This window comes from Paraburkholderia atlantica (assembly GCF_009362785.1).
Taxonomy (GTDB): Bacteria; Pseudomonadota; Gammaproteobacteria; order Burkholderiales; family Burkholderiaceae; genus Paraburkholderia; species Paraburkholderia atlantica.
Genome location: NZ_WHNQ01000020.1, coordinates 1 through 24,821 on the forward strand (window position 1 = coordinate 1; position 24,821 = coordinate 24,821).

21 protein-coding genes and 1 pseudogene are annotated in these 24,821 nt (G+C 64.3%); 12 read left to right on the forward strand and 10 right to left on the reverse strand.

The genetic code is table 11. From position 1 onward, the window contains the following. Positions 1-504: phage integrase family protein (locus GCT19_RS25090; RefSeq protein ID WP_321576869.1), on the reverse strand; the 504-nt coding region annotated here is incomplete at its 3' end. A gap of 328 nt (positions 505-832) precedes the next feature. On the opposite strand from GCT19_RS25090, the gene GCT19_RS25095 reads away from it, so the two are divergent. Beyond that, positions 833-2,023 (forward strand): TIGR03118 family protein, encoded by a 1,191-nt coding sequence (locus GCT19_RS25095; protein WP_152853426.1) that lies wholly within the window; start codon positions 833-835, stop codon positions 2,021-2,023. 174 nt (positions 2,024-2,197) lie between these two features. Here the strand turns inward: GCT19_RS25095 and GCT19_RS25100 are convergent, their stop codons facing one another. Together GCT19_RS25100 and GCT19_RS25105 are read right to left on the reverse strand one after the other, a co-directional pair. Continuing rightward, complete coding sequence (locus GCT19_RS25100) at positions 2,198-2,635, reverse strand: hypothetical protein (RefSeq protein WP_152853427.1); 438 nt, start codon at positions 2,633-2,635, stop codon at positions 2,198-2,200. A gap of 429 nt (positions 2,636-3,064) precedes the next feature. Further along, positions 3,065-3,718, reverse strand: coding sequence for a glutathione S-transferase family protein (locus GCT19_RS25105; protein ID WP_152853428.1), 654 nt, complete (start codon positions 3,716-3,718; stop codon positions 3,065-3,067). A 78-nt stretch (positions 3,719-3,796) separates the two neighbouring features. Here GCT19_RS25105 and GCT19_RS25110 point away from each other — a divergent pair, with 78 nt between their 5' ends. From GCT19_RS25110 to GCT19_RS25135, 6 genes are all read left to right on the forward strand, one after another. Then, entirely contained in the window at positions 3,797-4,768 is a 972-nt protein-coding gene (locus tag GCT19_RS25110) for a LysR substrate-binding domain-containing protein (protein ID WP_152853429.1), read from the forward strand. A gap of 338 nt (positions 4,769-5,106) precedes the next feature. Continuing rightward, positions 5,107-6,696: an ABC transporter substrate-binding protein gene (locus GCT19_RS25115; RefSeq protein WP_152853430.1), complete on the forward strand. Its 1,590-nt coding sequence runs from the start codon at positions 5,107-5,109 to the stop codon at positions 6,694-6,696. 519 nt (positions 6,697-7,215) lie between these two features. Then, positions 7,216-8,439 (forward strand): acyl-CoA dehydrogenase family protein, encoded by a 1,224-nt coding sequence (locus GCT19_RS25120; protein ID WP_152853431.1) that lies wholly within the window; start codon positions 7,216-7,218, stop codon positions 8,437-8,439. Between the two features lie 105 nt (positions 8,440-8,544). Further along, positions 8,545-8,889 (forward strand): DUF3088 domain-containing protein, encoded by a 345-nt coding sequence (locus GCT19_RS25125; protein WP_018436380.1) that lies wholly within the window; start codon positions 8,545-8,547, stop codon positions 8,887-8,889. A 21-nt stretch (positions 8,890-8,910) separates the two neighbouring features. Beyond that, on the forward strand, positions 8,911-10,260 hold the full coding sequence (locus tag GCT19_RS25130) for an LLM class flavin-dependent oxidoreductase (protein WP_152853432.1): 1,350 nt from the start codon (positions 8,911-8,913) through the stop codon (positions 10,258-10,260). 41 nt (positions 10,261-10,301) lie between these two features. Further along, complete coding sequence (locus tag GCT19_RS25135) at positions 10,302-11,657, forward strand: LLM class flavin-dependent oxidoreductase (protein ID WP_018436382.1); 1,356 nt, start codon at positions 10,302-10,304, stop codon at positions 11,655-11,657. A gap of 134 nt (positions 11,658-11,791) precedes the next feature. Here GCT19_RS25135 and GCT19_RS25140 read toward each other — a convergent pair. Continuing rightward, a pseudogene (locus GCT19_RS25140) lies at positions 11,792-12,301 on the reverse strand (TCP-1/cpn60 chaperonin family protein); the annotation flags it as partial. A gap of 50 nt (positions 12,302-12,351) precedes the next feature. Between GCT19_RS25140 and GCT19_RS25145 the strand changes: the two are divergent. Continuing rightward, a complete protein-coding gene (locus GCT19_RS25145; RefSeq protein WP_152853433.1) occupies positions 12,352-13,674 on the forward strand; it encodes an LLM class flavin-dependent oxidoreductase in 1,323 nt (440 codons plus the stop codon). A gap of 53 nt (positions 13,675-13,727) precedes the next feature. Here the strand turns inward: GCT19_RS25145 and GCT19_RS25150 are convergent, their stop codons facing one another. The 5 genes from GCT19_RS25150 to GCT19_RS25170 form a co-directional block, all read right to left on the reverse strand. Then, positions 13,728-14,903 carry an ABC transporter substrate-binding protein gene (locus GCT19_RS25150; RefSeq protein WP_018436386.1) on the reverse strand — a complete coding sequence of 392 codons (1,176 nt, stop codon included), beginning with the start codon at positions 14,901-14,903 and terminating at the stop codon, positions 13,728-13,730. Positions 14,904-15,031: 128 nt separating this feature from the next. Beyond that, entirely contained in the window at positions 15,032-15,607 is a 576-nt protein-coding gene (locus tag GCT19_RS25155) for a peroxidase-related enzyme (protein ID WP_152853434.1), read from the reverse strand. Then, the gene (locus GCT19_RS25160) at positions 15,604-16,170 is read right to left on the reverse strand and encodes a CMD domain-containing protein (protein WP_026228879.1); all 567 of its coding nucleotides are present in this window, start codon (positions 16,168-16,170) and stop codon (positions 15,604-15,606) included. Before GCT19_RS25160 ends, GCT19_RS25155 begins: the two co-directional genes overlap by 4 nt. Positions 16,171-16,184: 14 nt before the next feature. Continuing rightward, the gene (locus GCT19_RS25165; protein WP_152853435.1) at positions 16,185-17,690 is read right to left on the reverse strand and encodes an NAD(P)-binding domain-containing protein; all 1,506 of its coding nucleotides are present in this window, start codon (positions 17,688-17,690) and stop codon (positions 16,185-16,187) included. Further along, the gene (locus GCT19_RS25170; protein WP_152853436.1) at positions 17,687-18,697 is read right to left on the reverse strand and encodes a LysR family transcriptional regulator; all 1,011 of its coding nucleotides are present in this window, start codon (positions 18,695-18,697) and stop codon (positions 17,687-17,689) included. The genes GCT19_RS25165 and GCT19_RS25170 overlap by 4 nt, the downstream gene beginning before the upstream one ends. 337 nt (positions 18,698-19,034) lie before the next feature. Between GCT19_RS25170 and GCT19_RS25175 the strand changes: the two genes are divergently transcribed. Genes GCT19_RS25175 through GCT19_RS25190 form a run of 4 tightly spaced genes read left to right on the forward strand, consistent with a single transcriptional unit; the run spans position 19,035 to position 23,711 of the window. Continuing rightward, complete coding sequence (locus GCT19_RS25175) at positions 19,035-20,213, forward strand: ABC transporter substrate-binding protein (protein ID WP_152853437.1); 1,179 nt, start codon at positions 19,035-19,037, stop codon at positions 20,211-20,213. Further along, positions 20,210-22,033 (forward strand): ABC transporter permease, encoded by a 1,824-nt coding sequence (locus GCT19_RS25180; RefSeq protein WP_152853438.1) that lies wholly within the window; start codon positions 20,210-20,212, stop codon positions 22,031-22,033. Before GCT19_RS25175 ends, GCT19_RS25180 begins: the two co-directional genes overlap by 4 nt. Before the next feature lie 11 nt (positions 22,034-22,044). Continuing rightward, positions 22,045-22,914 carry an ABC transporter ATP-binding protein gene (locus tag GCT19_RS25185; protein WP_152853439.1) on the forward strand — a complete coding sequence of 290 codons (870 nt, stop codon included), beginning with the start codon at positions 22,045-22,047 and terminating at the stop codon, positions 22,912-22,914. After that, on the forward strand, positions 22,911-23,711 hold the full coding sequence (locus GCT19_RS25190; protein ID WP_051106761.1) for an ABC transporter ATP-binding protein: 801 nt from the start codon (positions 22,911-22,913) through the stop codon (positions 23,709-23,711). Before GCT19_RS25185 ends, GCT19_RS25190 begins: the two co-directional genes overlap by 4 nt. 40 nt (positions 23,712-23,751) lie before the next feature. Here the strand turns inward: GCT19_RS25190 and GCT19_RS25195 are convergent, their stop codons facing one another. Continuing rightward, on the reverse strand, positions 23,752-24,582 hold the full coding sequence (locus GCT19_RS25195) for a VOC family protein (RefSeq protein WP_152853440.1): 831 nt from the start codon (positions 24,580-24,582) through the stop codon (positions 23,752-23,754). Positions 24,583-24,821 lie beyond the last annotated feature (239 nt).

Here is a 24,821-nt window from a genome sequence, read left to right on the forward strand (position 1 = left end):
GAATGTCTCGATGGCGCGGGCGCTGGCGACGCCGAGGCCGGGCACCGCTTTCCACCACTGGCGGCGACGCGGGATGCGCACGGTCAGATCGGCGAGCGTGCGGATGCCGTCGGCGTGCAGCACACGCACGGCCCGCGGGGCGAGCCACTGCGCGACGTCGTCGGTGATCTGTGGTTCTGGCGGGCGAGCTGTGCGCAGCGCTTCGATCGCGTGCGCGACTGCCTTGGCGTGCCGGGCGCGATCTTCCGCGGGATGATCGAGGAGGGCGGCCAGATCGTCACGATGCGCGGCGCGCGCGATGGCCTGCAGCCGGCGCCGGATGCGCCCGAGCACGCCACGCGCGGACTTGCCGCCGCCCAGCAAGGCGGACTGATAGCGCTCGACCGCCTCGCGCACGGGCAGTCCCGCATACCACGCACGCAGCACGGCGAGTTCGTCGGCGGCGGGGAAGCGGGGCGGGTCGTCGGCCTGGGGGGAGGCTATAGAGGCGCGGCGCGTTTTCATGAGCGCCAGTTTAACTCGGAAATCGATGCCTTTTGATAAGAAAGATTATTTCAATGGCAGGCTTTTTCGGCCTTCCGCCTTCGATCGCCTGGCGGGCCATCGCGTCCCAACTTAGGCTCAGCTTTAGCGCGCGTCATTGCACGGATACTCCGGAAGCGCCGCCGCTCAGCCGGTCTCACGACCGTCTGTCGGGTTGGATCGGTCAGCACGCTGTCGGAGCGCCATTCGATCGGGTGGCGTGCGGAATTTTTCGTGTCGAGCGGGAATATTTGAAGTCCCTCGGTCGTTTAGTTTGCGGCGATTTCTCGCCAGTGCCGAGGAGGTAGCTATGTCTCAGATCTCGCGTGGTCTCAAAGCGGCGGCTTTGATCGTGCTCGCCGCCGGTTTCACAACCGGGCATGCCGTTGCTGATGATGCCTATGTCGTCAAACCGCTCGTGTCCAACGTGGCAGGCGCTGCCCCGAAGGTCGACGGTGTCCTGCAGAACGCCTGGGGTATTGCTTTTAGTCCGGCAGGAAGTCCGTTCTGGATCAACGACAATGCCACCGGCTGCTCCACGCTGTATGACGGCGAGGGGACGAAGGTGACGACGCTGCAGGTCGCAATTCCGCTGCCAGGCAACGTCATACCGGCCGGCGCCTGCCATGCCGTCCTTCCCAAGTCTGCACCGAATCCCACGCCCGCGGCGCCAACCGGGATTGTATGGAATCCGTCGTCTGCGTTTCTCGTGCCAGGTACTCATACCCAGGCCGTATTCATCTTCGCAACTGAAGATGGCACGCTTTCCGCTTGGGCGGGTGGACTGAATCCGGCGAACAACGCCGTGATCGCGGTCGATAACTCGTCCAATCCCTCTGCCGCTAGCGGGGCGGTATACAAGGGGCTCGTCTTCGGAGTAAATGCACAAGGCGGATTCCTGTTTGCGACGAACTTCCGTTCGGGTCGGATCGATGTATTTGGGCCGAACGGTTCCGACGGCCTGTTCACGCCTGCGACGACGGACGGCGGCTTCGCCGACGCGAACATCCCTGCCGGCTACGCCCCGTTTGGCATCGCGAACATCGATGGCGACCTTTTCGTTACCTACGCTAAGCAGGACAAGCAGAAGCACGATGACGATGCAGGCCGCGGTCGTGGATTCGTCGACGTGTTCGATACCGACGGACACCTGCTGCGTCGCTTTGCTAGCCGAGGGCCGCTCGACTCGCCATGGGGTATCGCGCGCGCGTCGTTTGCGTTTGGCCGCTTCAGCGGCAAGATTCTCATTGGCAACTTCGGCGATGGTCGAATCAATGTCTTCGACAATGACGGTACGTTCGTCGATCAGTTGGAGAATGAGTTCGGCAATCCATTGGCTATCGACGGTCTGTGGACTCTGACACTCGGTGGCGGTCGCAATTCGAGCCCGGACACGCTGTACTTCTCGGCTGGGCCTAACAAGGAGACGAATGGACTCTTCGGGATCATCGCTCCAGCAAGCGGCTCTGGGGAGCGAGCGTCAGGACAGCACAGACAATAGCCGGCAGCGCGCGGCTCGTCAGCCGGTCGCGGAACTCGCCAGACGTGACCGGCGCTTCATTATTCCGTGGTGCCTGAAGGCAAGAATGACGCGTGGCACGGCAATTCGCGTCCTTCCGGACTGAGCTTTACTCACAGTCTGCTTATCCACTGGATCGAACGATGTAAACTTCAGTCATTCCGTCGATGCGGCAGCGGATAGGCGATCAAAGACCACGACAGCGGCACAGGACATGCAAAACGTGCCAGCTGCCACGCAAAACATGCCGCGGGTGACCGCGCTACCGCGCCAACGGCTGCGAATAGTGGCGGTAAATGTTGAGAGAACGGGGTATGGCAGGTTCGAATCATGAAGGCAGAGGTTCTGTTTGCCGTACTGCTGCTTGGCACGATAGATTGCGCTGCGGAGCCAGGTTATTACAACACGTGCGCGGCGTATCCGGCCTATCCGTGTGATTTCTATGCCGGGTGTCCGTCTCGCGGTCAGCCATGCGTATTCCTTGGCGGCGGTGTTCGCCGCTTCAACGACTTTGACCATGACGACGGCTTTCGCCATAGGCTCCACGGTCGCGGCACTCAGTTCGAGCAGGGCGGAAGCCACAGCGGCGGTCATGGCGGACGCAACTAGGCACCGGCGCAGGAGCAAAGTAAGGCATTGTGACGTCACGTGAGAGAGGCGCTTGCCTTGCGGCGACAGAACCCCGCACGCATGACGGTGCCAGTTGAAGTGACCAGCAAGGCGATGTCGAGCTTGCACATATCGCTGGGCGCGTGAGGATCTGCAACGACGTCACGACACGAGCGGTAGTTAAAGCACGGCGACACGGTAAGCAAAGTAGGACGGCTGCGTAGGCGTTATCTCTTGCTGCATGAAAACGACCATCGTTGAAAAAGACAGGGCGACCTTTCCGCGTCGCGCCACAAGAATGTCGGCAACGGCCGACAAACAACATGCCAACGTCGCGAATTGAATGTCCGGTTGAATCCGCCCTGCAAAACCGGCCATTGACGTTGCGGACAAGACGGGGCGCGTGAGTGGACGTCAAAACTCGAGCGAGATGCCTTCACTATGGAGCGCGCGTTGTACAGCCGGTCGTTCAAGGATGCGCCGCGCAGATGCGGTCCAAGCCGGATACGTATCGCCCATCGGTAGGCCGATGCGCATGCCCCACCGGTAGAGAACGAGTAGAAACGGATCGACGATCGTGTAGCCGCACGGCAACGCGTACGAACGCCCGTCGGTGAGCTTGCTTTCGATCTGCGCAAACGCTGTCTCAATTGTCTGTCGAGCGTGTGCGGAAACCGCGGCGTGCAACGACACCTCTGCGACGAAGCGCGCGGGTCGCCACAGGCCACCGAAGCCGACGCCGTGCACCCAGCCCGCGAGCCATGCGAACCATTCGTGGCAGCGGGCCTCGTCGAGGGGAGCCTTGGGCAGCATGGCCAGGGTTTGGTAATGGCGCCGCGCGATAAACGTCACGATCGCCGGGAGTTCCGTCAATACGCGTGATTCGCCGGGGATTGCGAGCGCCGGCACCCGGCCCTTCGGGTTGACCGCGAGATAGTCGGGCTGCAGATTGGCTCCCTCAGCGACAGGCACTGCGAGCAGCTCGAACGGCGCCCCCGTTTCCTCAAGCACGATATGGGCGGCCAGCGAGCAGGCACCGGGCGAAAAGTAGAGTCGGTAAGTATCCATTCACAAAGTCTAAAGAGACGCTCACCCGCGCTCAAACGATATATTGTGATCTTTCGGCATTAGTGATACTAATGCCTGATGACGACTGCCCGCCTCCCACCTCTTCAGACGCTACGTGCTTTCGAAGCTGCCGTACGGCTGCGTAGCTTTACACGTGCGGCTGACGAACTCGCCCTCACGCAAGGTGCTGTCAGCCAGCACGTGCGCGCGCTCGAATCGCAGCTCGACGTCGCGCTGTTTTCACGTGGTCGCACGGGTGTTGAGCCAACCCATGCGGCATTCGCGCTCGCGTTGCAGGTCCGTCAAGGGCTCAAGGTACTCGAGCGCGCATTCGGTCTGTCTTCGGCAACAGCGCTTCGGCGCGCAAACGCATCGAAGGGCAACACCACGCTAGCGATCAGCGCGTTACCCTCGTTTGCAGCGCGCTGGCTCGCACCGCGACTGCCACGCTTTCATGCCGAGCATCCGGGGATCACGATCGACGTGCGTGCCAGCGTGCAGCTTGCACGGCTGGACGAGCGCGATGGTATCGATGTCGCGTTGCGCTACGGCCCTGGCCATTGGCCGGGGCTTGCCAGCGAGAAGCTGATGGACGAAGAGGTCTTCCCCGTTGCAAGCCCTGCTTATCGCAACGGCCGGCTGCCGCGCCGACTCGGGGACCTCGCGCAATGCACGTTGCTCGTGCAGGCGACTCAGCCTTGGGAGCCGTGGTTCCAGGCAGTGGCCCTGGCGCTGGAGGTACCGGCCGACGCACCTTCGTTCGATGACGTGAGCAGCATGCTGAACGCGGCCGTGGGCGGCGCCGGCATCGCGCTGGCGCGACGCTCGCTGGTCGAGGCGGAACTCGCGGATGGCCGGCTGATACGGCTGTGGCGGCGCAGCATCGTCGACGTACACGGCAATTACATCGTGTGGCGAGCCGACAGCAAGAGACTCGCTGCAATCGATGCGTTTCGGGCGTGGCTGCGGCGCGAGGTTGTTGCGGCAGTGCCTGCGGGGGGCCGCAGGCCGCCCGCGCAACCGGGCGTGCGCGGCCCGACGCGGCGCTAATAATCGATCGTCCGGTGTGCCGTCTCGTTGAGGTCACCACGAGCCTGATCCCAAGCCGTCCGTCACCAATAGCAGCCTTGACAGGGCCCCAAAGGCAGGCCGGCCGCCGAGATCAAGGCTACCCGCGAGCGGAAAGCTGAACCACGGTAGCCGGATAGCCTGCTCCATCGGAGCGCTCCTGCCGCGCCGGCCAATAGGTTGCGCAGACACTGGCCCATGCGTTTCGTTCAGTCGCGCTATGAAGGTCCAGACGATGCAAAGCTAATTACATTTGCTTGTTTTTCGAGCCGTCCAAAGCGCCTTAGTATCCATGACTCATACAATAAAACAGGTCAACTATGAGCATGCGAAACAGGTGGTGCGGATACGCTTTCGGGGTATTGATCAGCTCGACGATGATGTGCGCCGGCATGCTTGCCGCGCAGGCCGAGCCCAACCACGGTGGCACGCTGACATGGCTCGTCACTCCGGAGCCGGCGTCGATCGTCCCCTTGACGACCACTGCCGGCGGCAACGCGGAGATCGGTCCCAAGGTGGTTGAGGGGCTGCTGACCTACGATAAGAATCTGAATCCGCAACCGCTGCTGGCGACCGCATGGTCGGTCAGTAAGGACGGGCTCGAGTATCGCTTCACGCTGCGCCGGGGCGTGAAGTGGCACGACGGTAAGCCCTTCACGTCCGCTGACGTCGCGTTCTCGATTCTCACGCTCAAGCAGGTGCATCCGCGGGGCCGAAGCACGTTCGCGAACGTGACCGACGTAAAGACCCCGGACCCCTACACCGCGGTGATTGAATTGTCGAAGCCGGCGCCGTTCCTGCTGACCGCGCTAGCGGGCACCGAATCGCCGATCATCCCGAAACATCTGTACGACGGCACGGACATCGTTTCGAGCCCATACAACAGCGCTCCGGTCGGCACGGGCCCGTTCATCTACAAGTCGTTCGTGCATGGCAGCTATATTCTTCTCGAGCGCAATCCGGACTACTGGGATAAACCGAAGCCGTACATCGACAAGATCCTCGTGCGCTTCCTGCCCGATGCTGCTGCTCGTGCGGCGGCGCTCGAATCCGGCGCGGCCAACCTCGGCGACCAGGCGATTCCGCTGTCGGATGTGAAGCGCTTCACGACGCTGCCGAACTTCACCGTGGATACGACCAACTGGCCGTACGTCAGCAACCACCAGCAGCTGATCTTCAATCTGGACACGCCGGTCCTGAAGGATAGGGCGGTACGCAAGGCGATTTCCCAGGCGGTCGACGTCAATGCATTGAACCGGGTCGTCTGGTATGGCTATGGCCAGGTGTCCGCGGCCGCAATCGGCGCGGCGAATACGAAGTACCACGACGCCGATATTCACTACTTCCCCTACGATGTGGCCCAGGCCAATGCGGCGCTCGACGCCGCCGGATTGAAACGTGGACCGGACGGCAAGCGCTTCAAACTGCGACTGCTCTTCAACCCGTTCCAGGACCCGCGTGCCGCGGATTTCGTGCGGCAATCGCTCGCGCGAATCGGCATTGACGGCGAGGTCGAAAGCTACGATTTCGCGACCTACGTGAAGAAGGCCTACACCGATCGTGCGTTCGACATCACGCTCGAAGCACTGTCGAATGCATTCGACCCGACGGTTGGCGTGCAGCGGGTGTTCTGGTCGAAGAACTTCAAGGTCGGGCTGCCGTTCTCGAATGCCGCGCATTACTCCAGTCCGGAAGTCGATCGTCTTCTGGAAGCAGCATCGGTGGAAACCGACGATGCAAAGCGCCGGCAGCTGTTCATACAGTTCCAGCAACTCGTTCATGACGACATCCCATCGATCGAGTTCGGTGCAAATCCCAATATCACGATCGTCGCGAAGAACGTGAAGGACTACGCGCCGACGGGTGAGGGGATTCGTGGCAGTTTCGCCGATCTGTATATTCAGCCGTAGAGCGGTTCGCTGGCGGCTATGGGACGGAAACGCCGCTCGCTTCGCGCCTTGTGAAGCGCCATTGCAGTGTCCCGACCGTCGTCCTAACGTCACCCGACGACACTCGGGTGACATCTCTTTGGCAGCCGCCCGCGATGCGACAAGCGGGCGCGACGGCATTGCGCATTCTCCCTGGGCACCCGCGCTATCGCAATCGCTCACATCGCAAGCATTTCTGATCGTTGAAGCGCGCCGCGTTCGCAGCACGGCTCGCCTGTTGCTTTAGCGTGCCCTGGGTCGTTCCGACAAACGCGGCCGTCGCTATGTCTGCGGTTGCGCACCGTGCTCGCGCAAATCCTAGCAATGTGCGCCGCACATTGAGGGCGCGGCATTTTCATTGCAGACACGCGAATAACGTAAGCGCAAATCGGTTGTTATCCGCACCGATGCGCGTCCCTATACTGGCACGCTGTCCTGTCGATGAAATCCGACGCCCGGCGCACGTATGCCGGTCTGCCTGTCCAGTATGAGGAACGACGAATGGCTGAATCCGATCAACCTACCACCGCTGCGCACGAGCGCCTAAGAACCGCGCTGGCGTCGCTACCGGTGCTCGCGCATGCCCTTGCGCAAGACGCCGCGTCACGGGAAGCGCGGCGCGAATTGCCGTTCGACGGTTTCGCATTGTTCCGCCGCTCCGGTCTCGCACGCCTGCGCCTGCCGCTCGAATGGGGCGGACTCGGCGGTTCGCTCGAAGACGAGTTCGAGGTCATCGCGACGCTTGCGGCCGCGGACAGCAATCTCGCGCACGCGCTACGCATCCACTTCGACCAGGTCGAAGCATTACTGCTGTCGCCACGCACGCCGTTCAACGAAATCCAGATTCAGCGCATCGCCGATGGCGCGATTTTCGGCGGCGCCTCGACTGAACTGGGCACAGCGCGCCCCGGCGAAATCACGACCCAGTTGCGCCGCGACGGTGCGCACTACCGCCTAAGCGGCCGCAAGTACTACGCGACCGGCACGGCGTTCTCCGACTTCGCGCGCCTGAACCTGCAGGACGAGAACGGCGACCCGGTGCTCGCGGTCGTGCCGGTGAAGCGCGAAGGCTTGCGTGTGCTAGACGACTGGGACGGCATGGGGCAACGCATGACGGCAAGCGGCAGCCTCGAATTCGACAACCTGCTGGTTCGCGACGACGAAGTGACGCCGCGCGTGCAGACGACGCTTGTTGGGCGTCATGGCGGCGCGCTGCGGCAACTGCATCTGGTGGCGGTGGCGGCAGGCATCGTCCGCAACGTCGTCGCCGATGCGAAGCACTATGTGTTGCAGCATGGCCGTCCCGCGTTGCACAGCCCCGCGCCTTCCGCGCGCGAGGATGCCTTCATCCAGCAGGTAATCGGCGATCTGGGCGCGCACAGCCATACGATCGATGCGCTCGTGCGCGATAACGCACGCGTGCTCGACCGCTCGGCGCGGGCAATCCGCGAGGGCGCCGCCGATGCGCCCGCGCTCGTGCTGGAGGGCGCGCTCGCGACTGCACGCACTCAGCTGGTGGTCAGCAAGCTCGCGCTTTACGCGGCGGAGCGCATGTTCGAGGCAGGCGGCGCGTCGGCGACGTCGCGCGCGCACAACTTCGACCGGCACTGGCGCAATCTGCGCACGATCTTCAACCACAACCCGCTGTTGCATAAGGCTCGCGTGATCGGCGATTACGAGCTGAACGGCGTGACGACGCATCTGACGGAAGGACGTGTGTTCTAGCCAACGCCGAGTGGGGCACATCAACCCGCGATTCTCCTGGTGGCGAGATAGCGCCGCCAGCCTGCCAACCAGTCTGGTTGCACAATTTTTGAGGAAACCTGCGCAATGAGCCGAGACCTTCTGATCCTGCTGGAACCGGGATTCACCGACCCGCATCATCCCGGCGAACGCTTTATCTGTCCGCATGGCGCGCCGATCGAAGGGCTGCTTGCGAGCGACCCCGCGCGCGTCGGACGGCTCGACGTGCTGCGCGTGCCGTTCGAGCGGCCTCGCAAGGCCGTGATCGAAGCGCTCGATGAAGCGCATCAGGGGCTGCCCGCGCTCGTGTTCGGCGACGAACAGCCCGCGCCCGCCGATGCGGACTCGCTCGGGGAGCGGCGCTTCGTCACCGACCCGCGCCGCATCCTCGACCTGCTTGCCGAGCGGCACGGTTTTCCGAAAGTCCACTGATCCAACGCGAGGTCATCGCCGATGAGTCGTCTTCCGGCACGCGCCGCGCGGCGCCGCCTGCATCTGAACGTCAACATTCTGCACTCGGGTTTCGTGCCCTCGGCATGGCGGCTTGACGAGGCCGAGCCACGCGCGTTCGTTGATGTGGATCACTACGTTCGCGTCGCGCGGATCGCCGAGGCGGGCAAGCTCGACGCGGTATTCCTCGCCGACAATGCAGCGATCGTCGACCAGATCGACTTCCGGCCCATCACCGCGCTTGAACCGACGGTGCTGCTCGCCAGCATCGCGGCGGCGACGACGCACATCGGAGTGATCGGCACCGCATCGACCAGCTACAACGAACCGTACAACATCGCCCGGCGCTTTGCGACGCTCGATCACGTCAGCAACGGCCGCGCCGGCTGGAACGTCGTGACCACCGCCGACCTGCCATCGGCGCGCAATTTCGGCCGCGACGCGGTACCGAACCATGCGCAACGATACGAGCGGGCCGCCGAATTCACCGAAGTGGTCAAGGCGCTGTGGGATAGCTGGGAGGACGACGCGTTCGTCGGCGACAAAGCCGGCGGCCGTTTCGTCGACGTCGAAAAAGTGCATGCGATCGCGCATCGCGGCCGCTACTTCGACGTACAAGGGCCGCTGAACCTGCCGCGCTCCCCGCAAGGGCATCCGGTGGTGGTGCAGGCAGGGGCGTCGGCAGACGGCCGGGAGCTGGCCGCCCGTCATGCGGAAGCGGTTTTTTCCGCGTCGCAATCATTCGAGGAATCGGCGGCTTACCGGCGCGATCTGAACGAGCGGGCAGCCGCCTATGGCCGCCCGCCCGTCAAGGTGCTCGCCGGTCTGACGACGATCATCGGCGCGACTCACAGCGAAGCATTGCGCCGGCGCGATGAACTCGTCGAGCAGATTCCGTGGCGCTACAGCCTGAACCGCCTCGCGGGTACGCTGGGCATCGACGTCGAGCGCCTGACGCTCGACGCGCCGTTGCCCGACGATCTCGCGCTGCCCGGCGGCGGCAACGGAAACCACACGTTCTTTCACGCGACGCTCGCCGAGGCGCGCCGTCATGGCCACACCGTACGAGAGCTGATCCGTGCGCTGGCGGGCGGCACCGGTCACCGGGTGATCGTCGGCACGCCAGAGCAGATCGCGGACGACATCGAGCGCTGGTTCGACGGCGGCGCGGCCGACGGCTTCAACCTGATGCCCGATGCGCTGCCCGGCGGCTTACGTGATTTCGTCGATGGCGTCGTGCCGATCCTGCAGCAGCGCGGCATCTTTCGTAGCGAATACGAGGGCACGACGCTGCGCGAGCACCTCGGACTGGACCGTCCACCGAACCCGCAACGCTGGCGCGACAGCGCATAGGTTGCGCCGCCTTACCGCCAGATCAACGACTCGCACAGATCATGAGCCAACGCAAAGGACACCTGCGCCTCGGCGCGTTTCTCTATCCGACCGGACATCACATCGCCGCGTGGCGTCATCCTGACGCGCACGCGGATGCCGGCCGCGACCTCCGCCACTACGTGCAGCTTGCCCAGGCAGCGGAAGCTGCGAAGTTCGATCTGATTTTTCTCGCCGACGGCTCGGGCACGCGCGGCGACAATGTCGATTTCCTGAGTCGCACCGCGCATAGCTATGTGGCCCAGTTCGAGCCGATCACGCTGCTCTCGGCACTGGCCGCGTTGACCGAACGTATCGGCCTCGTCGGCACCGCTTCGACGACCTTCAACGAGCCGTATCACATCGCGCGCAAGTTTGCGTCGCTCGATCACATCAGCGCGGGGCGCGCAGGATGGAATCTGGTCACGTCGTCGAGCGCGCACGAGGCGAAGAACTTCGGCTTCGACGAACATCTCGCGCATGCGCGGCGCTACGAGCGCGCCGTCGAATTCGCGGAAGTGGTGGACGGACTGTGGGACAGCTGGGACGACGACGCGTTCGTGCGCGACAAGGCAGCGGGACGCTACTTCGATCCCGCGAAACGCCATGTGCTCGATCATCGCGGCGAGTTCTTCAACGTGCGTGGACCGCTGAACGTCGAACGCTCGCCGCAGGGTCGGCCCGTCGTCGTGCAGGCCGGGTCGTCGGAAGCGGGCAAGGCGCTCGCAGCGCGCACCGCGGAAGTCATATTTACTGCGCAACAGACGCTCGAAGACGCGGTCGCGTTCTACGCGGACGTCAAGGGCCGCCTCGCGCAATACGGTCGCGCGCCCGACGACCTGAAGATCATGCCGGGCGTGATGCCAATCGTCGGCGAGACGGAGCGCGAGGCGCGCGAAAAGTTCGATGCGCTGCAGGCACTGATCGATCCCGCGGTTGGTCTTGCGCTGGTGTCCACGCTGACCGGCGGCTTCGATCTGTCGGGCTATCCGCTCGACGGGCCGATCCCCGAACTACCCGAAACCAACGCGAGCAAAAGCCGCCAGTCGCTGACCCTCGAACTGGCGCGGCGCGAGAACCTGACGATCCGCGAGCTTTATCTGCGCGTGGCTGGCGCACGCGGGCACTGGCAACTGGTCGGCACGCCGCAGCAGATAGCTGATGCGCTCGAGGAGCGTTTCGTCAATTACGGCGCCGACGGCTACAACGTGATGCCGGCGTTGCTTCCCAACAGTCTCGACGACTTCATCCGGCTCGTGCTGCCGGAATTGCGGCGCCGAGGGCTGTTTCGCCACGAATACGAAGGCCGCACGTTGCGCGAGCATCTCGGCTTGCGGCAGCCGGTGTCGCGCTACCAGCGTGAAGCCGTGACGGATTGAATCAGGACCGGGGCACGGCGCGCGTGAATCGGTTGCCGCGTGGCCCCTCAAAACAACGCGCCGCGCATCGACGGTCGCGAGGCACGGCGCGTTGCGCCGACGCCTCGCGGCGTCAGCAGGCTCGAGCAGTTCGACTAGTAGTCGAAGCCGGGACCACCGGCTCCGGGTCCCGCCGGCGACGCAGCCGGTGCCGCATCTTTCGGCGCTTCGTGCACGGTGGCGTCGGTCGTCAACAGCAGGCTCGCCACGGAGGCGGCATTCTGCAGGGCCGTGCGCGTGACTTTGGTCGGATCGACCACGCCGGTTTCGACGAGGTCGCCGTATTCGCCCGTGGCCGCGTTATAGCCGTAATTGCCGCTGCCTTCGGCCACCCTGGCGACGACCACGCTCGGTTCCTCGCCCGCATTGGCGACGATCTGGCGCAACGGTTCTTCGAGCGCGCGACGCACGATGTTGATGCCGGCGTTCTGATCCGCGTTCGCGCCCTGAAGTGCGGCGATCGCCTGCTTCACGCGAATCAGCGCGACACCGCCGCCCGGCACGATGCCTTCTTCGACAGCGGCGCGTGTCGCGTGCAAAGCATCATCGACGCGGTCTTTCTTCTCCTTCACCTCGATTTCCGTCGCGCCGCCCACCTTGATGACGCGCGGCCGCATTACACTGGCGCGACCCTGTTCTCGATTGAGGTCGGTTCATGTCACGTCAGCTTCGCCTCGGCGCCTTCATGCGCCCCACGACGATCCACACCGGTGCATGGCGCTATCCTGGCGCCTATCCTGATGCCAACTTCAACTTCGGGCATCTGAAGCGTTTTGCGCAGACGCTCGAGCGCGGCCGCTTCGATGCGTTCTTCATGGCCGACCACCTCGCGGTGCTCAACATGCCGCTCGACGCGCTCAGGCACAGCCACACGGTCACCTCGTTCGAGCCGCTCACGCTGCTGCCCGCGCTCGCGGCGGTCACCGAGCGGCTGGGTCTCGTCGCGACCGCGTCCACGACCTTCGACGCGCCGTATCACGTCGCAAGGCGGTTCGCCTCGCTCGACCATATCAGCGGTGGCCGCGCTGGATGGAATCTCGTGACGACATCGAATCCGGACGCGGCGCTCAATTTCGGCCTCGACGAACACGTCGAACACGACGAACGCTACCGGCGCGCCCGCGAGTTCTTCGACGTGGTCACAGGTCTGTGGGATAGCTGGGCCGACGACGCCTTTATCCGTGACACGGCGAGCGGAACATTCTTCGACCCGCAAAAGCTGCACGTGCTGAACTACAAAAGCGCGAACTTCTCGGTGCGCGGTCCGTTGAATATTGCCCGGCCGATTCAGGGCTGGCCCGTGATCGTGCAGGCGGGCTCATCGGAGGCGGGACGGCAGATTGCCGCGGAAACGGCCGAAGTCGTGTTCACCGCGCAAACCACGCTGGCCGACGGAAAGCGTTTCTACGCCGACATAAAAAGCCGCATGGAGAAACTCGGCCGCTCGCGCGATCACATGAAGATTTTGCCGGCGGCTTTCGTCGTGGTGGGCGATACGCTCGAAGAGGCGCGCGAAACGCGTGAGCGGCTCGATACGTTCGTCCACTACGAGAGCGGCATCGCTTCGTTGTCGATCGCGTTGGGGCATGATGTATCCGGTCTCGATCCGGACGGCCCGTTGCCGGAAATTCCTGAGACCAACGCAAGCCGTACCGCGCGGCAACGAGTCGTGGAATGGGCGCAGCGCGACGGATTGACAATCCGTCAGCTCGCGCAGCGCATCGGCGGATACTCCGGGCTGGAGATGATCGGCACCGCCCGGATGATTGCAGATCAGATGGAGCAGTGGTTGCTGGAAGAGGGCTCGGACGGGTTCAACGTGATGTTCTCGCATCTTCCGGCCGGCCTCGACGACTTCGTCGACAAAGTCATTCCCGAGTTGCAGAAGCGGGGGCTGTTCCGGCGCGAGTACGAAGGCAAGACGCTGCGCGAGAATCTTGGGCTGCCACGACCTGAGAACCGGTTCTTTTCCGCGTAAGGCGAATCGGGCGCGGCCGCATCGGCAGGCGGCCCGCGCGAATGTGTCTGCTGCTACCTGGCCGCCAGTGCGGGCTTGCTGCCAAGCAGCGCCCACTGCCCATTCTCGACGACGAGATTGACGCTTTTCACACCGATCACGCGTCGAGTCGCCGGATCGAACGTCGCCTTGCCGAAGACGACGCTCGGCACGTCATGCAACTTCGCCAGCGCATCCCGCACGCCACGGCGATCGAGTCCGCCGGTGCGCAACGCGTAAGCGGCAATGATCGTGGCGTCGTAGGCGAACGCATTGAACGCGTCGGGCTCGTGATGATATTTCGCCTGGAAGTCGCGAACAAAGCGCTGGACTTCGGGGCTCCGGTCACCGGGGAAAAAGCTCGTGTTGGTGGTCACGCCGTTTACGGCATCGCCGCCGAGTTCCATGAATTTCGGCGAGTACACCGAACTCGCCGCGACGATCGGCAGGGTGATGCCGCTCGTGCGCGCCTGACGCACGATCTGCGCGCCGTCCGAGTAGTACGAAATCAGCACGAGTGCGTCGGGCTTCGTGTCGCGCACACGCAGCAGCGTCGCGCGAAAATCCTTGTCGTTGGGCTGGTAGCCTTCGGCCGCGATGACCTGTGCGCCGCGCGCCGCTGCCGCCTTCACGAAAACGTCCTTGCTGGCGCGACCCCAGTCGGTGTTCTGGAACAGTACGGCGACGCGCCTGAAGCCCTGCTTGACGGTTAGATCCGCGAGCAGCGGTTGCGCATCCGCCTGACTGACCGACGGGCTCCAGATGAAGTCGCCACCCTTAGTGAAGTCCGGATGCGAGTTGGTGAAGCCCAACTGAACCAGGCCCGCACGCTGATAGATGGGCGACGCCGCCATCGAAGCGGGGCTCGAGAAGTCGCCGAGTTCGATCACGATGCGCTTGTCGTCGACGAACTTCTGAGCGATCGCGACCGCCTGGCGCGGATCGCTCTGACTGTCTTCGAACACGTACTGCAATGGATGGCCGTCGATGCCGCCGTCGCGGTTGATTTCGTCGAGCGCGAGGTCGAAGCCGGCTTTCCATTGCGCGCCGTATTGCGCGTTGGGGCCGGTCAGCGGTCCGCTGACGCCAAAGAATACCGGCTCGCCGCTAGCGGGCGCCGCGGACGAAACAGCGGAAAGGGACAGCGCGAATGCGGCGCCGGCGACTACGAAAAGTCGCCGGTGCAGCGCGGAAAAACGCGAGGCAGACATGAGGGATTCTCTCGGAATGAGTTGGACTACCAGTCTCTAATGCATCACGCCGTGCGGCAACGAAGCGATTGTCATATCCATTCGCTGGGCACAGGGCTGCGGCGAAGTCGATGTCGCAATGTTTTCGATCAGGCGGGAAACACAGGTTCGCCCAACGTCAGCATCAAACGGTTGGCCCACGCGAAGATCGCAATCGCGTGGCTGAGATCGAGGATCTGCGCATCATCGAGCCCCACGCGACGAAGCGCATCCAGCGATTCCTCAGTAAGCGCCTGTGGGTGCAGCGTGAGATCGATCGCGTATCGCACGATGGCGCGCTCGCGTTCGGTCGTCCCCGCGGTTTCAGGCGCGGCGAAGATCTGTTGGATCACGTCGTCGCGCCTGGCGAGTTGCTGGAAACGCTGCGCATGCACCGACGCGCAATACACGCATCCGTTGAGACGCGAGACGACCGTGCTCGCGAGTTCGCGCTCCGCGCGCGACAAACCGCCCGGCGCATACATGATGCTGTTGAACAAGCCCGATCGTTGCCGCAGGATTTCCGCCTCGTGGACCAGCAACAGGTAGTAATCGGACGTCTTCGCTTGCGGGTGGCTTGCTTCGAGTACCGCGGTCTGCTCGGGGGATGCCTGTTCGAGCGCGACCGTATCGAGCCATGCGGACCAGCCGAGGGTCTGCGTCGTAAAGCCGTGATCCGAACTCATGCTCGTGCCTCCAATGCGCGCAACGCGGCGACGACCCGCACCTGGTACGTGACGAACGCGACGAGCTGCGATAGCGCGACGATGGCGCGCGTCGTGAGGCCGGCCGCCTGCAGTGTTGCGAGCGCCGGCTTTCCGGTCGCGGCGGGACACAGCGTCAGGGCTTCCGTGTGACGCAGGATCGCGGCGAGCCGCTGGTCCGTCGTTGCCATCGACGCGACGGGAACCGCGCGCTGCGCGGCGATTGCATCGAGGAGCGACCTCGTGGTTTCAGTTTGCGCGTCAGCCGCGGCCGCCAGTGTCAGCAGGCGCTCGCGATATGCGAGTGCCGTCTGCTCCGAATTCGACAACAGCGCCGCATACCACGCCGCAAAGAGGCGTTCGCGAAGCGTCAGATCGGCGACATCGGTCGAGAAGAGCGCGTCATGGCTGCCTTGCGTATACCGCGTCGCGTCGCCGCGAAACGCGCGCAGCGCCGCGGTCGCGCCGTCGGGCGCCAATCCCGCGAGTTGCGCGACGAAGTCATCGGCCACGGTGGCCGATAGGGAATCAGCGGATGAAGACATCAGATGTGGGTCCATTAAAGAGCAGGGGTGTCGGCGGGCACTGTGCCGGCAGCGGCATCGGCGTCGCCCCATTCGTCTCCCGCGAGTTCCGCGGTATCGAAGGCTTGCAGTGCCGCGTAATGCGTATCGCGGTCGGCGTCGAACAGCATTGCGGCGATCGCGCGCGCGAGCCGCTGCGCGCCGTCGCTGATCGCGGGAATGTCGCCGGCGACCTTGCCGTGGGTCAGACTGGCCGCGTGATTGAAGCAGTGGATGCGCGCGAGCGCCGGGCAGGCCCCGGGAACGCGTTCCTGGAAGGCGAAGTTGCGGTCGAGGTCCGGCGAGCTGGCGAGTTCTTCGTTCGGCAATTCCGCCGCGGGTGTAAAGCGGTCGCGCCAACGGCGCACGTGCGGCGCGATGGGCGCAAACTCGTCGCGCGTGTCGATTTCCGAGTGAAAGCCGGTCGCGAAGATCAGGTAGTCGAGGGTGTATCGCCCTCGGGGCGTGTCGACGACGATCGTGTCGCCTTCGTGGCGCAAACCCGTCAGCGGACTCGCCAGGTGCAGGTGAGCCTGGGCGTGAGCGGCGACCCGCAGCACGCTGTCGCGCGGCGGTGGGGCCTGCGTTTGCGCCGAATAGTGCAGGAAGCGCCACTTCCAGGCGTCGGGCAGATTCGCGAACCCGTGAACGAGGCCGGGGCTACCGATGCCGGTCAGCTTGTTGATACGGGGCAGCGCGGCGCGCCGCACGAATAGATCGACTCGCCCGGCCCCCGCTTCAAGAGCGCTCGCGGCGTTGTCGAACGCGGATGCGCTTGCGCCGACCACACCGACACGTTTGCCGCGCAGCGCGGCAAAGTCGATCGGGTCCGACGAGTGCGCGCGCAAGTGCCGCGGAATGTCGCGGGCCACGTCGGGAACGTACGGGCCGCCCAGTCCTTCACGGCCGGTCGCGAGCACGACATGACGGGCGAGCACGGTTTCGCGCCGCGCATCTTTGCTGCCTTTGACCGCTCCGCGCAACAGCATAAGTCCGATCAGACCGTCGCTGCGCGTCTGCAGTGTCTCAACGCGCGTGTCATTGCAGACCGGCAGATCGAGCACGCGCCGATACCAGCGCAGGTAGTCCATCCATTGCACGCGTGGAATCTTATAGAGCGCGCGCCATTGTTCGCGGCCGAACTGGGCCTCGTACCACGCGCGGAACGTCAGCGCGGGCAAGCGCAGTGCGGGCCCCGTCAGTTGCTTGGGCGAGCGTAGCGTCTGCATTCGCGCGTAGGTGATCCACGGTCCTTCCTGACCGGCCGGCGCCTGATCGAAGAGCCGCTGATTGTCGATGCCGAGCAGGCGCAATTCGGCGCTCGCGGTCAGTCCGGCCATGCCGGCGCCGATGATGGCGACATCGAGCACACGTTGGCCGTCGGATGTCCGCGCGGGCACCCACGAAGGCGCGGGAAGCTCGAGCCAGGCAAGATCCTCGCGAAGCCGCGCTTCGAGCGCGCTCAGTCCGGCAGCGGGGTGCAAAGAAGTCGTTGCGTTCATGCAGTGGTCCCGATGTCGCGGTGAGTGAAAGTGGGGGAATGGGCGACGGTTTCCGCACTGTCCGTCCGATCGTGGGCGACCAGCGCACCATGCCGTGACGCTGCGTGACGCACGGCTCCGGGCAGCAGCTCGTGCGATACCTGCGCGAGCACATCGATCATTGCGTTGACGTCGTCGCTGCGCGGCTGGCCGGAAAGCGTGACGACGCCATACAAAAACGGAATAGGCACATCGAGCGGTCTCACTTCGACGTCCGCGAGCCGCATGCCGAACGCGGTCACCGGATCGACGATGGCGACGCCGATCTGCTGTTGCGCGGCCATCATCGCATTCAGCGACGCATTCGATTCGAGTGCAATGTGAAGCGCGACGCTGGCCTCGTCGAATGCGCGATCGATGCGGCTGCGCAGACGATAACGGTTCGCCAGCGTGGCGACCGGCTGCCCCGCGAGCCGCGCGAGCCGCAGCACGGCATCGTGCGCGAGCGGATCATTTCGGTGCAGCACCGCGACGCATGGCGCCTCGATGATGTAGTGCACGTCGAGCGCCGCATGATCGAGCGGCAATGTCGCGATGCCGATGTCGGCGGAACGTGACAGCAACGCCTCGACGACCTGCTCGGCGGACGCACTGCGCAATTGCGTGTTGGCGCGTGCGCTTGCTTGCGCGAGCTTGGCCATTGCGCGTGGCGCCAATGCGGCGGCGAGCGCGGGCGTCGCAACGACGCGCAATGGCATGGCCTCGTCGCGGCCGATCGCCCGCGCGCAGGCCTCGATAGTGGCGAGGCCGATCAGCGAGCGCTCGACTTCGCCATAAAGCCGGAACGCGCGGCTCGTCGGCGTGACGCGAGGTCCTTTGCGGTCGAACAACGCGTAGCCGATCTCCTGTTCGAGATCCTGGATTGTTCTCGTGACGCCGGGTTGCGAGCGGCCGAGCATACGAGCGGCCCCGGTCATACTGCCCGTCGACATGACTGCCGAGAACGCTTCGAGTTGATGCAACTCCATGCGATGCCCCATCCATGTGATGGGTGCATTTTAGGAGCGCTTGAATGCGCAATTCTTATAATAAATTGCGCTATGCAAGTGACGAAAGCTACGGTTCGCCGCCGCCTAGGTGGTCCGTATCGGTCGGTTCGCTACGATCCTCGCTCGCGAAAAAGCGTTTGAAACAAGGCGTTTTCGGAGTCACGTGCTGTCCAGCTAACCCTTGCAAAGTGCTTCAGCATTCGTCTTCAAAAGCTTTGCCGATACAACGGAATAAGCTTTGTCGCGTATCTTCGTTGGCCTGCGTCCGCGCGACATGGTTACATGGCCTCACTCAATTCGAATGCGTGAGACCTGTATGGCGATTCTGTGGAACAACAAGCGTGGCGCGACCCGCAAACTGCTTCACCTGGCCGGCGCGCTGGCGCTTGCAACCTGCGGCGTGATGCCCATGGCGCACGCGGCCGATCCTTACTGGGTCGGCGTGACCGGACCGCTGAGCGGCCAGGATGCGCAGTACGGCGAACAATGGAAGCGCGGCTTCGATCTCGCGCTCGATCAGATCAACGGCAACGGCGGTATCAACGGCCATCCGCTCGGCTATGAGTTCGAGGATAGCCGCAGCGATCCGCGTCAGGCTGTAGCCATCGCACAGAAGTTCGCCGACGACAAACGCATCCTGCTGGAACTGGGGGATCTGTCGAGCGGTGCGTCGATGGCCGCGTCGCCGGTGTATCAGCGCGCGGGTCTCGTGCAATTCGGTTTCACGAATTCGCATCCCGACTTCACGAAGGGTGGCGACTATATGTGGAGTACCGCGATCAGCCAGGCCGAGGAACAGCCGCTGCTCGCGCACTATGTGACCAAAGGACTCGGCTTCAGGAAGATCGCCGTGCTCTATCTGAACACGGACTGGGGCCGCACCAGCAAGGACATCTTCGCGAAGGCCGCGACCGCCGACGGCGCGCAGGTCGTCGCGGCCGAAGCGTATCAACCGAACGAGAAGGACTTTCGCGCGACGCTCACGCGCGTGCGAAGCGAACAGCCCGACTCAATCGTGCTGATCTCCTACTATTCCGACGGTGCCCAGATCGTTCGCCAGGCGCGAGCGGCCGGTGTGAGCACGCCGATCGCGGCGGTCGGCTCGGTGTATTCACCGAAATTCCTCGATCTTGGCGGCCCAGCGGTGAACGGCGTCTACACCGAATCGAACTTCTTCCCCGGCGATCCGCGTCCGGAAGTGCAAAGCTTCGTGCAGCGCTACCGCGCCAGATACGGCGCCGATCCGGACACCTTCGCCGCGCGCGCATACGACGCGATGATCCTGTCGGCCGAAGTGATTCGCCGCTACGGTGCGGATCGCGCGGCCGTGCACGACGGCTTTGCGAAGATCAACGACGTGCCGAGCGTGATTTTCGGCAAGTTCAAGTTCGATCCGCAGACGCGCCGCGTGGCAGGCGCGAAGAATCTCGAGCTCGTCGTGAAGGACGGCAAATTCGCTCTGTGGGATGGCGCGAGCGCCGTGCATACGCCATGACTGCATGGTTCGACTACACGATCAACGGACTGATCGTCGGCAATATCTATGCGCTGCTCGCGGTCGGCCTCGCGCTGATCTTCGGCGTGTCGCATCTGATCAATTTCGCTCACGGCTCCGTGTATATGGTGGGCGGCTTCATCGGCTGGCTGTGTCTGACGCGCCTCGGCTTGCCGCTGCCCGTGGCGCTGCTCGCGACCGTCGCGGGCTGCGCGCTGCTCGGCATCCTGATCGAGCGGATCGGCCTGAGGCCGCTGCAGGGCGCGGCCCGTATCGCGCCGTTGCTTGCCACCATCGGTATCAGCTTCGTGCTCGATCAGCTCGCGCAGATCGTGTTCGGGCCCGACCCGCGTCCGGTGCCGAGTTCGCTGCCCGACTGGACGCTGTCGATCGGCGGGGCCTCCATTGGCTCGCTCGATCTGCTGATTGCGGCAATCGGCATCGGCGCGGCGGGTGTGCTTTACCTGTTCCTGCGCTTCACGCGGCTCGGCTGGGCGGTGCGCGCGACCGCGCAGGATCGCGATGCCGCGCAGCAGATGGGTGTCAACGTGAATGCCGTGAATCAGGCCGTGTTTGCGATCGCCTGCGGACTCGGCGGCCTGAGCGGCTTGCTCGTCGGCATGTACTACAACAGCATCGATCCGGCGATGGGCTTTCAGGCGACGTTGAAAGGCGTCGTCGCCTTGCTGATCGGTGGCCTGGGGAACGTGCCCGGCGCGATTGCCGGCAGCTTGCTGCTCGGTCTCGTCGAGAGCTACGGGGTCGCGTTGTTCGGCACCAGCTATCGCGACCTCTTCGCGTTCGTGCTGCTGCTGGTGTTTCTCGTGTGGCGGCCCAACGGTCTCTTCAGCGCGAACCGCCGGTTGCCGCCCGAGCCGCTGACCGGCACGTTTCTGTCGAACCGCCGCGCGCTGCACGTACCGCGTCGCACGATCGTGGCATTGGTGGCGCTCGCATTCGTGCTGCCGCTCGTCGTGCCGTCGTCGTACGTGTTGCAGACGCTGACCAACGGCTGGATCTATGGGCTGCTGGCGCTCAGTCTGACGCTCGTCGCGGGCACGGTCGGGCAGATTTCATTAGGGCATGCGGCGCTGCTGCTGATCGGCGCTTATGCGTCGGCGCTGCTGTCCGTCAATCTGGGCTGGTCGCCAGCTTTGACGATTCCGCTCGCCGGCCTCATCACCGCGGCGATTGGCACGGTGCTGATTTACCCGTCGTTCAGGCTGCGCGGCCACTATGTGTCGATTGCGACGCTTGGCATCGGCGAAATCATCGGCCTCGTGGTGCTCAACTGGGACAGCCTGACGCGCGGCCCGGTGGGCATCACCGGCATTGCCCCGCTGTCGCTGTTCGGCTGGCAGTTGACGGGCGTGCGCGCCGTCTACTGGTTCACGCTCGCGGTGCTCGTGCTGCTCGCACTGCTGCAGGCGCGGCTCCTGCACTCGCACCTGGGCCGCACGTGGCGCGCGATCCGCGAGGACGACGTGGCAGCGCGCGCTTATGGCATCCGCCCCAATCGCTACAAGGCGATCGCGTTCGCCTGCGGCGGTCTCGCGGCCGGCATCGGCGGCGGCATCGCGGCGCACCTGTACAGCTACATCAACTATCAGACCTTCGACTCGCAAGTGTCGATTCTCGCGCTGACGATGGTGATTCTCGGCGGTCTCGGCAGCGTGATCGGCGCGGTGGCCGGTGCGGTGGCGCTGATCAGCCTGCCCGAACTGTTCCGTTTTGCCGCCGACTACCGGATGCTGATTTACGGCATGATTTTGCTGCTACTCGTGCGCTTCCGGCCGCAAGGGCTGTTCGGTTCGGTATGACGGAGACGACCATGACATCTTCTTTGCCACGCGGCGCGGATATCCTGTTCGACGTGCGGCGCGTCACGCGCCGTTTCGGCGGTCTCGTGGCTGTCGACGAGGTGAGCCTGTCGGTTGCGCGCGGCGAATGCGTGAGCGTGATCGGTCCGAACGGCGCCGGCAAATCCACGCTGTTCAATCTGCTGACCGGCATCGACGCGCCGGACGCCGGCGAAGTGAGATTCGCCGGCGAAGACGTGACCGGCATGGCGCCCGAGCAACTTGCCGCGCGCGGCGTCGCGCGCACGTTCCAGCATGGACGGGTATTCGGCAATCTGAGCGTGCTCGATAACGTGCTGATCGGCGCGCACGCGCGGCTTGCAATGACCCGTCGCGGCTGGCCCGTGGTCGGGGCGTTCGCGGAAGTGCTGCGCGCGCTGGCCCGTCCCGCATCGGTACGCCGCGAAAACGCCGCTCTTCGCGAGGAGGTGACAACGCTTCTTGCGCGCTTCGGTACGCGCCTCTTGCCACGTATCGACCAGCCGGCGCACAGCCTGTCCTATGCGAACCGCCGACGCGTCGAGATTGCGCGCGCGCTCGCGCTGCGTCCGCGAATTCTGCTGCTCGACGAACCGACCGCCGGCATGAACGAGTCCGAAACCGCCGAAATGCTCGAACTGATACTCGAACTCAAGCGCGACGGCCTCACGATCCTGCTGATCGAACACAAGCTCGACCTCGTGATGCAGCTTTCCGATCGCGTGCTCGTGCTCGAAGACGGCCGCAAGATCGCTTCCGGGCTGCCGGCCGAGGTGCGCGACGACCCCGCCGTGATCGAGGCCTACCTTGGGCACCGTCAGGTCGGCGCGGCAGCCGGCCGTAACGAAACGGCGGCTGCATGACGACATCAAATCTGCATCTGGTTGCGCCGAACCCATTAGCCTCCGCACAAGCCGCCATGACCGAGCCGTTGCTGCAACTTGAACAGATCGACACTTTCTACGGACAGATTCAGGTGCACTTCGGCGTGAATCTCAGCGTCGGGCGCGGCGAGATCGTCAGCCTGCTGGGCGGCAATGCGAGCGGCAAATCGACGGCGATGAAGGTGATTCTTGGACTGCACAAACCGCGAGCCGGCACCATCAGCTTCGACGGTAAGCCGTTGAACGGTCTGCCGACTTCGCAGGTTGTGCGGCGAGGCATCGCTTCGGTGCCGGAGGCCCGGCGGCTTTTCGGCGACATGACGGTGCGCGAGAACCTGTTGATGGGCGCGTTCACGCGCAACGACCGCGCAGGCATTAGCGAAGACTATGAGCGCATGCTCGAACTTTTTCCGCGCGTCAAAGAACGATTGACGCAGCGAGCCGGCACGCTTTCGGGCGGCGAACAGCAGATGCTGGCGATGGCGCGCGCGTTGATGAGCCGTCCCGCGCTGGTCTGCATGGACGAGCCGACGATGGGCCTGTCGCCGCTTTACGTCGACAAGGTGCTCGACCTGATTCAGACCGTCAACCAGCAGGGCATCACGTTCTTCATGGTCGAGCAGAACGCGAGCCTCGCGCTGCAGATCGCGCATCGCGGCTACGTGTTGCAGACGGGGCGTGTGGTGTTGTCCGGCACCGCGAGCGAATTGCTCGGCGACCAGCGCATCCGCGACGCTTATCTCGGCGGATCGCTGGCGGCGCAGACGGCGTCGTGAACGGCGGCGGATCGCCTGGTGTTTCGCTCGCCGCGCGACGCTATCGATCGCGTCGGATCGACGGGTTTGCTACCAGTTCGATGATGGCGCCATGGGCGAGCGTACGCTCGAGGCGCCGCGCGGCGCCATCGACGTACGTCTCCAGGGCGACCGCGAAAACTCCTTCGCCGCGCGAGGCGAGGTGGTGCCGAATGTCAGCGGCAAGACCTTCAGCTGGCGGGCGCGTTTCGCGGGTCGGGCTTGCAAGCGTGAGCGTCGTCGCGCCAAGCGACAGGATCGCCAATGCGACGTCGTAACCAGGCAGCGGCGCGCGCTGCACGTCGGGTTCTCCGAGCAGCGCGCGATATCGTGCGAGGCTCGCATCCAGGTCGTGCACCGCGAGCGTAATGTTCGCGACGCCGTGCGCCCCATTCGCATGATGGCGAACGTCGCCTTCGGCCACGCGCAGGTGGCGTGGCGTCACGTCGCCGCACAGGAACGGCAGATCCGCGCTCGACGGCTTGCCGATCTGCCATTCGAGGCGCTCGCCATCGGGCCGCAGACGTCCGCCGGCAAGGGGGCCGTCGTAAGAGAGACCTCGTTCGCGTGCCGCGGCGATGGTGCTGGCAACCGATTGCGGCAGCAGCGCGTAGTCGACGAATCCATCTCCTATGCGACGGCTAGCGTCCCACCAGCGATGCTCCGGTGCGTCGCGCAAAAAGGCGATGAGCTCGACGTAGCTGCCATCGGCGAAACCGATCAGCGCGTTATGTGTGGCGCCGTCGGCGTGCGTGCCGCCGCGTTGCACGGTGAAGCCAAGCGTAGTGAAATCGGCGATGGTCTGTTCGAGATCCTGCACGCGGATCACGATGTGGTCGATTGAAAGAGACATGACGAGCGAGGTCCACAGTAGGGTGGTCCGAGTATGCGAAGCCTGCCGCCAAAACGCTAGTAATGGATTGTCGATTGCATAGCGCCGCAACTGGATTAGGCTCCGTCGCGCAAGATGCGATCGGACTGCTCGATGAGGAATCCGTCTTTCTTCGGCGGCGTGCTTTGCATATGCCGAACGATTGGTTCTTTTACTGCGACTGCGGCTTTATCGTAAGCGCTGCACGAGCGGCAAGCCGC

Coding starts and splice junctions, on each gene's coding strand:
- GCT19_RS25105 (WP_152853428.1), bottom strand. CDS start 3,718: ATGGATACTTACCGACTCTACTTTTCGCCCGGTGCCTGCTCGCTGGCC.
- GCT19_RS25130 (WP_152853432.1), top strand. CDS start 8,911: ATGAGTCGTCTTCCGGCACGCGCCGCGCGGCGCCGCCTGCATCTGAAC.
- GCT19_RS25125 (WP_018436380.1), top strand. CDS start 8,545: ATGAGCCGAGACCTTCTGATCCTGCTGGAACCGGGATTCACCGACCCG.
- GCT19_RS25135 (WP_018436382.1), top strand. CDS start 10,302: ATGAGCCAACGCAAAGGACACCTGCGCCTCGGCGCGTTTCTCTATCCG.
- GCT19_RS25190 (WP_051106761.1), top strand. CDS start 22,911: ATGACGACATCAAATCTGCATCTGGTTGCGCCGAACCCATTAGCCTCC.
- GCT19_RS25165 (WP_152853435.1), bottom strand. CDS start 17,690: ATGAACGCAACGACTTCTTTGCACCCCGCTGCCGGACTGAGCGCGCTC.
- GCT19_RS25100 (WP_152853427.1), bottom strand. CDS start 2,635: ATGACCGCCGCTGTGGCTTCCGCCCTGCTCGAACTGAGTGCCGCGACC.
- GCT19_RS25145 (WP_152853433.1), top strand. CDS start 12,352: ATGTCACGTCAGCTTCGCCTCGGCGCCTTCATGCGCCCCACGACGATC.
- GCT19_RS25120 (WP_152853431.1), top strand. CDS start 7,216: ATGGCTGAATCCGATCAACCTACCACCGCTGCGCACGAGCGCCTAAGA.
- GCT19_RS25185 (WP_152853439.1), top strand. CDS start 22,045: ATGACATCTTCTTTGCCACGCGGCGCGGATATCCTGTTCGACGTGCGG.
- GCT19_RS25110 (WP_152853429.1), top strand. CDS start 3,797: ATGACGACTGCCCGCCTCCCACCTCTTCAGACGCTACGTGCTTTCGAA.
- GCT19_RS25195 (WP_152853440.1), bottom strand. CDS start 24,582: ATGTCTCTTTCAATCGACCACATCGTGATCCGCGTGCAGGATCTCGAA.
- GCT19_RS25170 (WP_152853436.1), bottom strand. CDS start 18,697: ATGGAGTTGCATCAACTCGAAGCGTTCTCGGCAGTCATGTCGACGGGC.
- GCT19_RS25115 (WP_152853430.1), top strand. CDS start 5,107: ATGAGCATGCGAAACAGGTGGTGCGGATACGCTTTCGGGGTATTGATC.
- GCT19_RS25150 (WP_018436386.1), bottom strand. CDS start 14,903: ATGTCTGCCTCGCGTTTTTCCGCGCTGCACCGGCGACTTTTCGTAGTC.
- GCT19_RS25095 (WP_152853426.1), top strand. CDS start 833: ATGTCTCAGATCTCGCGTGGTCTCAAAGCGGCGGCTTTGATCGTGCTC.
- GCT19_RS25155 (WP_152853434.1), bottom strand. CDS start 15,607: ATGAGTTCGGATCACGGCTTTACGACGCAGACCCTCGGCTGGTCCGCA.
- GCT19_RS25175 (WP_152853437.1), top strand. CDS start 19,035: ATGGCGATTCTGTGGAACAACAAGCGTGGCGCGACCCGCAAACTGCTT.
- GCT19_RS25160 (WP_026228879.1), bottom strand. CDS start 16,170: ATGTCTTCATCCGCTGATTCCCTATCGGCCACCGTGGCCGATGACTTC.
- GCT19_RS25180 (WP_152853438.1), top strand. CDS start 20,210: ATGACTGCATGGTTCGACTACACGATCAACGGACTGATCGTCGGCAAT.